This window comes from Gimesia chilikensis, assembly GCF_008329715.1.
GTDB lineage: Bacteria > Planctomycetota > Planctomycetia > Planctomycetales > Planctomycetaceae > Gimesia > Gimesia chilikensis.
The window spans coordinates 115485-127964 of the sequence record NZ_VTSR01000018.1 but is presented as its reverse complement, the minus strand read 5'-3'; the positions used below and the strand labels follow the sequence as shown (position 1 = coordinate 127964).

Below are 12480 nucleotides of genomic sequence, written 5' to 3'. Positions count from 1 at the left end.
TTATCTTACTTTCCTTGAATTCCCAAACAGTCCCCAACGCTTGCGGGGGGCTTCTACCTGCTGAATCAGAATCTGTTTCTCTCCCAGGTTGGTCAACACGGTATTCAGTCCATTCAGTCCCTGCTGAACTCCATTGAAAGACTGGGTCAGCACACCGGCGGCTTCAGCCATTTCAGTTGCTTCACCATTCATCTTCTCCAGATGAGAGGTGTGTGCTGCCTGCAGCTCGGTCATCTTCTCCTCAACCGTTTCCAGTTGCTTGACAACTTCCTGCACCTGCGAAATCTGCTCTTCCTGCTGAGCGCGGATTTTTTCGTCGATCTTACCCCAGGATTTCATCACCGATTGAGACAGGGTTTCGCCGATGCCCTCCAGCTTTTCGATCCACGTCTGTAACTCGGCGTGGTGGTTGGCCATCGCTTTATCGATGGTTCGCTGAATGAGGCGACGATGATCTTTCTCGTCTCCTCCGCCGCCACCATGCTCACTTTCCTTGAGTCGCTTCAGCAGGTTTTCATTACAGTATTCATCAACCCAGTTCAGCAGGTCTTCTTCTGATTTCTGCATGGAGCTGCTGGGGAACATCACCAGCATACTCATCACGAGTGCGACCAGCGTCGTATCGAACGCGGTCGACAAACCGCCGGTCACGCTTCCCAGTGACTCTTTCAGAGCGGAAATGTCCTGGGCTTTATCCATACCGCCTGAGAAGCCCCCCACCGCAGCACTAATCCCGATCACGGTTCCGATGAACCCGAGAATCGGAATAGCCCAGATGAAGACCTTAAGAATCGTATAACTGGAATCAACGGCGGTCGCATCGATTTCCGATTGCGACTGCAGTCGGTTGGAAACTTCGGAGCTGCTTTTCAGAACCCGGAAGTGCTCGAGACCTCGCAAAACCCGGTTCACCAGAAAGCTTTCCCGAGGATCGACGGGAAGATTTCTCACGTGATCGATAAATTTAGGAACGGTTTTCTCAGAGATGTCCTCCGAGATGTCCGTCGGCAGCGTGTCAAACAGCATCGATTCCTTCTGCTTGACCAGCTTGAAGTACTTCAGAACGAGGATGGTGCCAGACCAGCTCATCAGAAAGACCAGAGCATAAGGCACCATGCCACGGTCCAGGAAGAGTTCCCCAAAGTAGTAATTCCGAATGGGAAACATCAGTGCGAGATAGGCGATGGAGATACCAATGGCAATCAGACCACTTTTGGAAAGACTGACTTCAGTCCCGTCGGCCCAACCGCTGGATACGTGTTTTTTGGTTTCCCGACTACTGGTTGTCGATTTGCTCGCTGAAGAACTGCTGACATCAACCGACGTATCGATGATGGGGGTTTCCGGCTTTTTGACTGTCATCGTGTGATGACAGTAAGGACAACGGACTTTCTTACCAACGTTCTCATCGCGGACTTTGAGTTTTTTGGAACACTTTTCACAAGGAAACTGGAAATACATTAATCGGGAACCCCAGGAACTTATAAACTTACGTACACAGCGCCTTTCCAGAGAAATTCGCTTCACTTTATTTCGATTAGTTTATCCAAGTTGACGCAGACACTAAAGTCAACAGGGAACCGGATTCATATCCGAGGCTGAATCAGGGATAAACGGGGGCTGCTCCCGCTCAAATCCCGCATCATCGACTCCATTTGCTATAGAATCGTATAAATTTCATGGTCCATCTTGCTTCTCGAGTTCTAAAACCGTCAGAATTCACGAGATAAGAACTTTTCGCTATAATAAAATGAGTTCAGTCGGGAAGTGGCGAGCCGCTTCTGACGCTGACACACCAGCAGAGCGAAATCCTAGAGATAGAAAACTGGAAGATGTCTACTGATTCAGTTCAACCAAAGAGCGGCTACTGGGCAGGTTTCGATCTGGGGGGCACGAAGATGCTCGCCAAGATCTTTGATTCACAATATAAAACCCTGGGAAAGAAACGCCGAAAAACCAAGGGGCACGCAGGAGTAGAGCTCGGTCTGGAGCGGATGGCTCAGACAATTCATCAGGCACTGGAAGAAGCAGGACTCACACCTGCCGAACTGGCGGGGATCGGCGTGGGTTGTCCGGGACCGCTGGATCTTGAGCAGGGCATCATCTTCGAGGCCCCCAATCTCGGCTGGTACAATGCCCCGGTTAAGCAGGTACTGGAGAAAGAGTTTGGTTGCCCGGTAATCCTCTGTAATGATGTCGATGCGGGCGTCTATGGCGAATATCGATTCGGCGCTGCCCGAGGAGCGAGTTCGACGCTGGGCATCTTCCCGGGAACGGGGATCGGCGGAGGAGCCGTCTATCGCGGTCAGTTGATTCAGGGCAGTAAGAGTTCCTGCATGGAAATCGGACATATCAAAGTCCTTCCGGAAGGTCCCGAGTGCGGATGTGGACAGCATGGGTGCCTGGAGGCCCTGGCCAGTCGACTGGCGATCTCTGCCGCTGCAGCTCAGGCTGCTTACCGGGGTGATGCTCCCAAGCTCCGCTCGCTGGCAGGCACAGACCTGTCTGATATCCGCAGCGGTATTCTCGCTTCCTCGATTAAAGGGGGCGATGAAAGTGTACGAAAAATTATTCTGCGGGCTGCTGAGTACATCGGAATTGCAGCAGGTAACATGGTCCACACCCTTTCCCCCGAAGTCATCGTACTGGGAGGGGGACTTGTGGAAGCGATGCCCGACCTGTTCGTCGAAGCGGTCTCGGAAGCCACGCGGCACAATGTCATGCCGACATTCAAAGATTCATTTAAAGTCGTCGCTGCCCAGCTGGGAGATGATTCCAGCGTCATGGGTGTAGCCGCCTGGGCTCAGAAAGTCATTCAGGAACAGTCATCCTCGAGAATTAAAACACAGGTATGAACACAAAAGATTCCCCTCCAGCTGAGGCGAGTGGTGGATCCAGCCGACTGGAATCCATGCCCAATCGTTTAATTGCTGTGATCGATATCGGCACCGGCGCCATCCGTATGGCGATTGCCGAGATCAAGGAAGACGGTACGGTCTATGCTCTGGAGCGTCTCTCTCAGGCGGTTACGCTGGGGAAGGATACTTTTCAGACGCGGAACATTCAGAAGGCCACGATGGAAGAATGTGTTCGCATCCTGAAGAGCTATCGCCGCCGTCTGGATGAATATCAGATCAACCGTGACGACCAGATTCGCGTCGTCGCGACCAGCGCGGTCCGTGAAGCAGACAACCGCCTGGCGTTCACCGACCGGATTTTCATCGCCACCGGTTTTGAAGTTTCACCGCTGGATGAAGCAGAGGTCAACCGAATTACATACCAGGGAATCCGCCCCTACCTGACGGCCAAACCCAATCTGGACGAAGCCCAGACGATTGTCACCGAAATCGGTGGGGGAACAACAGAACTGCTGCTGGTCCAGGAAGGGAACGTGCTGTTCTCCAGTAACTACCGGCTGGGAGCACTCCGTCTGCGGGAGATGCTCAAAGGATACCGGGTGCCTCTTTCCAAAGAGCGGACGATCATGGAGAACCAGATCGAACGCGTGATTCAGCAGATCACCCACGAAGTCCCCGGGGATAAATCGATCAAGCTGGTGGTGCTGGGAGGCGACGTCCGATTTGCCCTCGCACAGCTGCGTCCCGATGACGAAATTCCGGATCCCGGCAATTCACCTGACGAACTGGATCGCCTTAAAGTCTCGGAATTGAGCAAGTTCACCGACCGGATTCTTCAGCAGAGCGAGGATGAGCTGGCACAGACTTACCACCTCTCCTTCACTGATGCAGAGACTCTGGGGCCTGCCTTGCTGGCCTATACCAAGCTGGCCGAGGCTTACCAGCAGAAACACATCTACGTCACCAAAGCGAACTTCCGCGATGGTCTGCTGAAAGAAATGGCTGACCAGAACAACTGGACTGACGAGTTCAATCAGCAGGTGATCCGCTCCTCAATTGACTTTGGGAAACGATTCGACTTCGACGAAGCCCATGCCCGGCATGTCGCGTTTCTGGCCGACACCCTGTTTCAGTCATTACACAACGAGCATAAGCTGGACGCCAAAAACCGACTGCTGCTTTATACCGCATCGCTGCTGCACGAGATCGGCATCTACGTCAACCAGCGCGGCTACCACAAACATTCCATGTACCTGATCAGCAACGGAAACCTGTTTGGTCTCGGTCAGGTCGATCTGCTGCTGGTGGCGCTGATTGCCCGTTACCACCGGAGAGCTTCTCCCAAAGCGACTCACCAGGGGTATTCGACTTTAGACCGTTTCAGTCGCATCGCGATCGCCAAAATGGCGGCGATTCTTCGCGTTGCCGACGCACTGGATTATTCCTACTCGCAGCGCGTGCAGGAAATTGAATGTGAAATTACTCAGGGACAGTTAATTATTTCCATTCCCCACGTGGAAGACGTTTCTCTGGAACAGATCGCGCTCGTGGAAAAAGGACCTTTGTTCGAAGAAGTCTTCGGCATGAAAGTCCATTTGAGAAAAAAACAATAAGGAACATCCGGCAGCGGACTCGATATCACTGCCGATTGAGTCATCATCCATATCCAACAGGACATCAGTTTGCCCATGGCTTCGAATACTGCAAATTACCTGAACCGTGAATTAAGCTGGCTGGAATTCAATCAACGCGTTCTGGATGAAGCCCACGACACGAGTATTCCGTTACTGGAACGTTTGAAATTTCTGGCCATTACCAGTTCCAACCTGGATGAGTTCTTTATGGTCCGCGTGGGTGGCTTACACCTGCTGCAGGCCAGTGGAAATACAAGTACAGATCCTTCCGGGATGACTGCGAAAGAAACACTGGAAGCCGTCAGTCTCCGCGCTCATCAAATGATGGTGGATCAATATCAGTGTCTGTTGAAAGAGATTGAACCACCGCTGGCGGAGGCCGGCTTTCAACGCGTCAATCCCCTCGAACTTTCAGACTCACAACGCAGAATCGTGGAACACGTCTTTCGGGATGAGATCTATCCGGTCCTGACACCGATGGCCGTGACGCCGGATAAGGACTTCCCTTACCTGGTCAACCACACGCTCAACCTTGTGGTACGACTGAGCCCTGATGAAAAAAGTAAAAAGCCCCGCGACCGGTTTGCCATCATTCCCTTCGGTCGTACCGATTTTCGTTTTATCACACTCCCTTCGGAAGGCGGATACCAGTATCTGCCGATGGAAGATGCCGTCTGTCTGTTTATCGAACATTTTTTCCGGGGCGAAGAAGTTCTGGAGTGCATTCCTTTCCGTGTGACGAAAAACGCCGATGTCAGTCTACAGGATGAATTCGCTTCAGACCTGCTGCACCAGATGGAAGACATGCTCGATCAGCGAAAGCAGGGTGACTGTATTCGTCTGGAAATTGCCGAATCGGTTTCCGTTGAAACCCTGGAATTTCTGGAGCGGGGCCTGGGCGTTCTGGATGAAAACGTCTATCGCATTCCCGGTCCCCTGGATCTGACTGCGTTCATGCGTCTGACGGATATCTCCGGCTTTGACAGCCAGAAGGATGCCAACTGGCCTCCTCAACCTTCTCCGGAAGTGAATCCGCGAATCAGTATGTTTGAAAACATTACCCGTCAGGACATTCTGCTCTGCCATCCTTACGAGAGCTTTGAGCCTGTGGTCCGGCTGGTAGAAGAAGCAGCCGTCGATCCCGATGTGCTCGCCATCAAGCAGATTCTGTATCGCACAAGTAAACACAGCCCGATTGTGGCAGCCCTGATTCGCGCTGCTGAGCAGGGCAAACATGTCACCGCGATCGTGGAACTGAAGGCCCGCTTTGACGAAGCCCGCAATATCGAATGGGCTAAAAACCTTGAACATGCAGGGGTGCAGGTGATCTATGGAGTGAAAGGACTCAAGACCCACGCCAAAATCTGCTGCATCATTCGTCGCGAGCCTCACGGGATTCAACGCTACATGCATTTCGGGACCGGCAACTACAACGATGCCACCGCCAAGATCTACAGCGACATTAGTTACTTCACCTCTGACGAAGCGCTCGCCTCCGATGCAATCAACTTCTTCAATTCGATTACCGGTTATTCAATCCCCCAGAAATATCAGAAACTGGAAGCGGCTCCGATCAGTCTGCGCGACAAACTGCTGGATATGATCCATCACGAAACGGAGCGAAAGAAACAGGGACAGAAAGCGCGGATCGTGGCCAAAATCAATTCTCTGGTCGATCCGGAAATCATTGATGCCCTGTACGAGGCTTCCGAAGCCGGTGTGAAAGTCAAATTGAATATTCGCGGTATCTGCTGCCTGCGCCCGGGAGTAGCCAAGCTCAGTAAAAATATCGAAGTCGTGAGCATCATCGATCGTTTCCTGGAACACGCCCGCATTCTGTACTTTTATCATGGAGGCGATGAGCGGGTTTTCATTTCCAGTGCAGACTGGATGCCGCGTAATCTTGATCGCCGAGTGGAACTGCTTGTTCCCATTGAGGAAGAAAACTGCCGGAACAAACTGATCAAAATTCTGAACTGTTATTTTGAAGACAACGCCAAGGCACGGGTACTGAATGGTGACGGTGTCTATGAGCGGATCACGCCCAATAAGGAAAAGAATCTGGTGCGTTGTCAGGAAGTGCTGTACGACGAAGCCGTCACAGCCATCCGCCAGGCAGAGGTGGCCAGTCGGACCGTGTTCGAACCTCATATGGCACCGGAAGAACAAAAATAAAATCCCGAACCCCTCCTGCTGGAGGAGTGTCAGTACACAGGAAAACAGTATTTTCGACGAGTGTCTGCAGGGTCGATTCTGCCCTCGTTTGAAATGCTGTCGAGATACAAAATCCTTATCTCATTCAAGCTGAATAAGTTAGGTTTTGAGGTAATTCCTGTTCTTGAGAAATTCCGCGTGAGGACAAGAAATCGGTATTGCCAGATCTCGGGTATTTGCAAAAATACCATTGTAGACTGTGTCGCACCCACGCAGTGCGACAGGACTGAAGCCTGTATTCTAATTGGAGCTACAGACCGATGATGAAACAGGGAGTTTTACAAAGAAAAGGAGGTGATTGAGTGGACAGTTATTGTTGTAGCCAGAAAGGTGGTTGTTCTTAGCGACTACTGGCGGGTTGTCATCGGCAACCACCACTCGTGAGGATCACCTCGATCCAAACGAAATTTAACCGGAGGCTGATCTGCGGTAACGTGGATCAGCCTCTATTTTTTTATCTGGTCAATGCGTTGCACGCCGCGCATAAAAAACAGCACTGAAGCCGGGCTCCAGTGCTGTTGATCGATTCAACAAAATTCGATTGTCATAGATTAGACTTCGTTGGGTACGACAAACGGCTTGCGGTACTGACGAGTCAGATACTTATCTGCTTCCGGATCGTTTACAAACTGTTCGGTCTTCGGATCGAAGTTCAACTGCCGTCCCAGACGGTAAGCGATGTTACCGAGGTGAGCAATTCCGGAGCTCGTATGAGCGGTTTCAACCGGACCGTTCAGCGTTTCTGCTTTCCGTGAACGGACGGCGTCCAGGAAGTTGGTGAAGTGAGCTACGACAGGATCGTCGCCGCTGTTCTTCGGACCGGGTTCCCGTTTCTGGCCGAGATAGGTCTCATAGGATTGATAACCTTTGATGACCATGTAGCCTTCTGAACCGTAAAAGATATTACCGACGGTGGCACCATCTTCCGTGTTCGTGCACCAGGGACGAACTTCGAACTGAATCATTTTGTTCTCTTCCGGATAGAAGTAGTTCGTCGTCAGCAGTTCCGGTGTAACTTTATCATCGTCCCAGAGGAACTTGCCGCCCATGGCAGTGATCTGCGAAGGCAGTTTGACGTCCAGCCCCCAGAGACACATGTCGGTTTCGTGAACGCCCTGGTTGCCGACGTCGCCGTTACCGTAATCCCAGGTCCAGTGCCAGTTGTAGTGCACGTAACGACGTGAGAAATCGGTTTCCTGAGCAGGTCCCTGCCAGAGATTCCAGTCGAGGTAGGAAGGTGCCTTTTCATTCGGTTTTTTACCGATGGAAGGACGCCAGCGGAAGACCAGGCCACGCGCCATGTAGACATCTCCGATCGTTCCTTTACGGAGATGTTCGACAGCCTCCTGAATCGCAGGCTGGCTGCGTAACTGAACGCCGTGCTGGACGATGCGTTTATATTTGTCAGCCGCTTCAATCATCTTGCGACCTTCGAACAGGTTATGCGAACCCGGTTTTTCGACATAAACGTCTTTACCAGCCTGACAGGCCCAGATGGTGGCCAGGGAGTGCCAGTGGTTGGGGGTTGCTACTGTCACGACATCAATGTCATCGCGATCAAAGACCTTTCGCATATCGGTCTCTGTTTCTACCTTGCGACCGTATTTCTTTTCGAATTCGGCAGCCCGTTTCGCGAGAACCTGTTCGTCGGGGTCGCAGAGCAGAACGACATCGGCTCCTTCGACATCGCCGACGGCTTTGATGTGTGTACGTCCGCGACCGTTAACTCCCAGTACAGCGACTCGGATTTTTCCATTCACATCGGCACGGGCGGTATTGCTCAGCAGCGAAGTTGCTGCCACTGCACCGGCGCTGGTTTGCAGAAAACTGCGACGTGTGACTTCACTCATTTGTATTCCCTTATCTGTTTGATGAAACGCATTTGAGACAGATTCAGATCCGCTTCAGAAGTAAAATTGTTCAACCTATAATCGTAAGCCCCCCCTCAAGCAAAGTCCAGACTGAGTCCCGCTTCGGCGGGCAATCACCTCCCAGAAATTTCGGAAAAAAGTGGGGATTATTATGCGGCCTGATGTTGTCCCAGAGCAACATTACCGCAGCAGTAGAAAATCGCTGATTTCAGGCACATTTTGACAGGTCCGGTAGACAGGCAGTGTGAATGTTGCGTTAGGGCTTCAAGCAGGAATGGAAATGAACAGGTAAAGTGGCATTTCCAGGTGATCCGGAAGCTGTAACGAGAACCGAAAACTGGTTTATGAAGTGAAATATGTGATATAGTTTTTACGGATACATCATGCAAAATACTTTAAATCACAACCTGTTCGAGTTCAAAAAACACCGCAAGCGGCCTGCTGGCTGGCTGCGAAGTTGTGATTTGCGAGTAAACACTCCCTCCCACCAGAGTCGAGTGTTTTTTCATGGAGTTTCCCACTTGGTTTTCGCAGAGTGCGAACGAGTAGAAAGAATTCACTGCGAAAGGAATGACAGTTTCAGTTTTTTAAAAGTGGATGAACCGGAAAAAAACGAATTCACCCCTGATCGAGAATTGCGCCTATGAAAGTATTAGTTGTTGATGATGTTGGATATACCTGCTACGTGCATACCAGGTTACTGGAAGAGCTGGGCTATGAAGTCATTTGCGCCTCTTCCGGTTTTGAAGCCCTTTCCATCCTGGAACAGGACAGCGAGATCAAAATCGTGTTCTCGGAACTGGTAATGCGTGAGCTGGACGGCCTGGATCTGTTCCTGAAGGTACAGAAACAGGAACGTTATAACGACGATGGCCAACTTGAAGCCCCCATGTATTTCCTGATGACATCGATCCAGCCCGGTAACCAGACTCAGAATCGACAACAGGAACGACTGGAACTGGCCAAGAAACTCGGGATCACCGGGGTCATTTACAAAACCCGTGACCGGGAAGAACTCAAACAGGCATTCGCTCATAATCTGAAGAGTGCCCTGGGTGAGTTGTCGGAAGCAACGCCGGTCGACATTTACACTCCCGCGCAAAACCTGTGTGAAGCAGTCAAAGATATCATTGAAACCAAAAACCTCGAGGCAGCTGAGGAACTGTTTGACCTGATCATTGCCCAGTCCGAATACCTTGAGTTTTTCATTAACAGTTCCAGCAAACGCGCGGAACTGGCATAACCTCCCGCCCGCTTAAAAAACGTCCTGCCTAAACTACTCGATCAGGCGCACTCTGATCAACCAGGCCCGGCCAGAACACTGTTTCTGGTCGGGCTCCTTCTTTTTCTATCCCGCCCCTTATTCATAGCGACCACAGCCCTGCTCAGGTATGATCAGATACGACATTCAAACGGATGCAGTTCTGTTATTTCAACGATTCCTTCGAAGGGAGTATCGCGGACATGGCTGATCAGAAAACACTACTCGCCATCGGAGCCCACTTTGACGACTGCGCTTACGGCGTCCCCGGGATCATGCTGCAGGCGGTTGCCAAGAACTACCGGGTCGTACAGCTGATTCTGATCGGCGACTACAGTAACTGGCCCCCGACCAAGGGGAGGGAAGCGGAATTTAAAGAGGGGGTCGTCCGCATTGCCCGGGACTATGGCATTGAAACCCGTTATCTGGATTTTGCCTCACATCGGTATGACACCAATCAGGAAACCAAAGAAAAAGTAGCAGCCGCGGTATATGACATCAAACCGGACATCGCATTGCAGCTCTGGGAATTCGATCATCATCATGACCATACAGTGGCTTCCCAGCTGAGTAAAATCGCATTGAATCATGGAGGACGGGTTCTGAACGAGGATCGGTTCAGAGGACCACGCAAGATTTATCATTATGATAACGGTCCGGGCCATACCATCGGATTTGAACCTGATACGTTCGTGGATGTGACGGATTACTGGGAGAAATCTCAGGAATGGCTGGGACGGTATATGGCATTACAACGCAACGTCAAGTACGATCCCGCACAATCCAACGGAGCCCTGCAGGGAAAAGAGAACCTGGCCCGCTACCGCGGTCAGACCTGTCGTGTCAAGTTTGCCGAAGCACTCTGGGCGCCGCGCAAACAACCCGTGGAAATTCTCTAACCGTCGCTTTTCAATAATCGCATTTACTCGAATCTGAATACCCCCTGTTTGTTAGTGAGAACCATATAATGAGCCTGGCAGAACACATTACCGCAGCCCTGCAACTTCCGACTACTGTCGTCAACATGTACCTGGATGATCTGACCGACGCAGAACTGCTGGTGAGACCGGCAGAGAGCATGAACCACATCGCCTGGCAGTTGGGCCACCTGATCCAGAGTGAGCACATGCATGTATCTCAAGTCGCCCCCGATGCAATGCCGGCGCTGCCCGATGGATTTACGGAACGACACACCAGAGAAACCGCTGCCAGTGATGAACCGGGAGACTTCCTGAGTAAAGCCGAATATATTCAGCTGATGCACGAGCAGCGCGAAGCCAGTTCAAAGCTGCTGGCGACACTGAGTGATGAGCAGCTGTCGCAACCAGCGCCGGAAAAAGTGAACTACCTGGGGCCAACAGTTGGTTGTATTTTTGCAGGAGAAGCGACGCACTGGATGATGCACGCCGGCCAGTGGGCGGTCATACGTCGCCAGTTGGGGAAAGCGCCACTATTTTAATCGGCCTTCTCCACTACCGATTCCTTGAAGGGTTCCGGTTGGATCCAGCGGACATACTGACGGGGTCCCTGCGGTAATTTGATCTGCTGGCCGGGGGGAGTTTTTACCGTCATACCGTAAAGGTATCCGTTCATGTCGCCTACCAGCGCGGTATGCAGAATTCGATTCTGCGGATTAAGGTGCGTGATCAGTATCAACCGGTCGTTGAGAGCGGAGGCGATCTGTAAATCTCCCGAGTGAGTTTCCTCAAATTTCAACTCGCGGGCAAACCGATCGCGCATGCGGCCCGTCGCGCGGTAAGTGCCTCCCGTCAGGCCGATGACCTTCTTGCCCTGGAAAAGTACGTTGCGGTCATCATAACAGATCACAATCAGGCAGCGTTTCTCATCCCCCTGGAGCCAGTTCAGAAACTTCAGACCATGCTGATCCGCCACGCTGAAAGAGTAGTTCGCATCCAGAAAGAGAAACCGATCGACCTGTTCTGAAATCTGGTCTGTCCCATTGAGAAATCCCCACATAAAGCTGCCACCCCCACTGTGACAGGCCAGTGTGAGACGTGGTGTTTTCAGCGGAATCGCAGACAGGATGCTGCGAATGATGTTCTGAATCAACACAGGATTATTAGTGTGACGCGCCCGCCAGCGTGGCCAGCTGAGACCTTCGGCTTCCAGGCAGACCAGGATCAGATTCTCCCGGGGATTCCAGGCCTGCCACTGGCGGTGCTGAGCGGCAATCTGCTGGATCTCAAAATGCCAGTCGCGTCCTTCCTGTTTTTGACACCCCAGTGTCTGTTCGATCGTATTTCCATTGGGAGTCGCGAAGAACACAACACGAGTCGGCTTCTCGACTGCAATGCGCCTGGGAAGCGGAGCGACGATGATGGCACGCACCTCAGGCTCAAGATGCTGATACGAGATCTGCTCTGCAAACCAGGGGCTGGCAGTGAAGTTCTTCCAGACTGGTTCTCCCGCTCCCAGTTCAGAGTGACACGTTAAAACAAAGAGAGTCAACAGACAACAGATTCGGGAGTACATTACTTCTCCACTGAAATGACTTTAAGAGTGCATCCAGCTCAGAACTACGGGAGGGTAGGAATCTGAACCCGTAAATCCTAAGATACACAAATTCAACGGCAGGCCCTACTACGTTCTGCCAAATTTTAAGCACAGAGAGAAATATACGG

Annotated in this window: 9 protein-coding genes; 6 read left to right on the top strand and 3 right to left on the bottom strand. The window is 51.7% G+C overall.

Translation table 11 applies throughout. The annotated features are described in order from the left end of the window. Positions 1-1461 carry a MotA/TolQ/ExbB proton channel family protein gene (locus FYZ48_RS21755; RefSeq protein ID WP_149344278.1) on the bottom strand — a complete coding sequence of 487 codons (1461 nt, stop codon included), beginning with the start codon at positions 1459-1461 and terminating at the stop codon, positions 1-3. 371 nt (positions 1462-1832) lie between these two features. Between FYZ48_RS21755 and FYZ48_RS21750 the strand changes: the two genes are divergently transcribed. The 3 genes from FYZ48_RS21750 (at position 1833) to ppk1 (ending at position 6667) form a co-directional block, all read left to right on the top strand. Beyond that, positions 1833-2855, top strand: a complete 1023-nt coding sequence (locus FYZ48_RS21750; RefSeq protein ID WP_145043188.1) for an ROK family protein — start codon at positions 1833-1835, stop codon at positions 2853-2855. Beyond that, the gene (locus FYZ48_RS21745; protein ID WP_149344276.1) at positions 2852-4471 is read left to right on the top strand and encodes a Ppx/GppA phosphatase family protein; all 1620 of its coding nucleotides are present in this window, start codon (positions 2852-2854) and stop codon (positions 4469-4471) included. The genes FYZ48_RS21750 and FYZ48_RS21745 overlap by 4 nt, the downstream gene beginning before the upstream one ends. A 75-nt stretch (positions 4472-4546) precedes the next feature. Further along, positions 4547-6667, top strand: a complete 2121-nt coding sequence (gene ppk1 / locus FYZ48_RS21740) for a polyphosphate kinase 1 (protein ID WP_149344273.1) — start codon at positions 4547-4549, stop codon at positions 6665-6667. A gap of 590 nt (positions 6668-7257) precedes the next feature. Here the strand turns inward: ppk1 and FYZ48_RS21735 are convergent. Next, on the bottom strand, positions 7258-8556 hold the full coding sequence (locus FYZ48_RS21735; RefSeq protein ID WP_149344271.1) for a Gfo/Idh/MocA family protein: 1299 nt from the start codon (positions 8554-8556) through the stop codon (positions 7258-7260). A 664-nt stretch (positions 8557-9220) separates the two neighbouring features. Between FYZ48_RS21735 and FYZ48_RS21730 the strand changes: the two genes are divergently transcribed. The 3 genes from FYZ48_RS21730 (at position 9221) to FYZ48_RS21720 (ending at position 11297) form a co-directional block, all read left to right on the top strand. Further along, a complete protein-coding gene (locus FYZ48_RS21730; RefSeq protein WP_145190201.1) occupies positions 9221-9820 on the top strand; it encodes a response regulator in 600 nt (199 codons plus the stop codon). A 221-nt stretch (positions 9821-10041) separates the two neighbouring features. Then, positions 10042-10737: a PIG-L deacetylase family protein gene (locus FYZ48_RS21725; RefSeq protein ID WP_187782151.1), complete on the top strand. Its 696-nt coding sequence runs from the start codon at positions 10042-10044 to the stop codon at positions 10735-10737. Positions 10738-10805: 68 nt separating this feature from the next. Continuing rightward, positions 10806-11297: a DinB family protein gene (locus FYZ48_RS21720; RefSeq protein WP_149344267.1), complete on the top strand. Its 492-nt coding sequence runs from the start codon at positions 10806-10808 to the stop codon at positions 11295-11297. Here FYZ48_RS21720 and FYZ48_RS21715 read toward each other — a convergent pair. After that, entirely contained in the window at positions 11294-12331 is a 1038-nt protein-coding gene (locus tag FYZ48_RS21715) for a hypothetical protein (protein WP_149344264.1), read from the bottom strand. The genes FYZ48_RS21720 and FYZ48_RS21715 overlap by 4 nt on opposite strands. Between the last annotated feature and the right edge of the window lie 149 nt (positions 12332-12480).

What these genes read in the sequence shown, in the direction of transcription:
- FYZ48_RS21735 (WP_149344271.1), bottom strand. Translation starts at nt 8,556, where the DNA reads ATGAGTGAAGTCACACGTCGCAGTTTTCTGCAAACCAGCGCCGGTGCA.
- FYZ48_RS21730 (WP_145190201.1), top strand. Translation starts at nt 9,221, where the DNA reads ATGAAAGTATTAGTTGTTGATGATGTTGGATATACCTGCTACGTGCAT.
- FYZ48_RS21745 (WP_149344276.1), top strand. Translation starts at nt 2,852, where the DNA reads ATGAACACAAAAGATTCCCCTCCAGCTGAGGCGAGTGGTGGATCCAGC.
- FYZ48_RS21755 (WP_149344278.1), bottom strand. Translation starts at nt 1,461, where the DNA reads ATGTATTTCCAGTTTCCTTGTGAAAAGTGTTCCAAAAAACTCAAAGTC.
- FYZ48_RS21715 (WP_149344264.1), bottom strand. Translation starts at nt 12,331, where the DNA reads ATGTACTCCCGAATCTGTTGTCTGTTGACTCTCTTTGTTTTAACGTGT.
- FYZ48_RS21750 (WP_145043188.1), top strand. Translation starts at nt 1,833, where the DNA reads ATGTCTACTGATTCAGTTCAACCAAAGAGCGGCTACTGGGCAGGTTTC.
- FYZ48_RS21725 (WP_187782151.1), top strand. Translation starts at nt 10,042, where the DNA reads ATGGCTGATCAGAAAACACTACTCGCCATCGGAGCCCACTTTGACGAC.
- FYZ48_RS21720 (WP_149344267.1), top strand. Translation starts at nt 10,806, where the DNA reads ATGAGCCTGGCAGAACACATTACCGCAGCCCTGCAACTTCCGACTACT.
- ppk1 (WP_149344273.1), top strand. Translation starts at nt 4,547, where the DNA reads ATGGCTTCGAATACTGCAAATTACCTGAACCGTGAATTAAGCTGGCTG.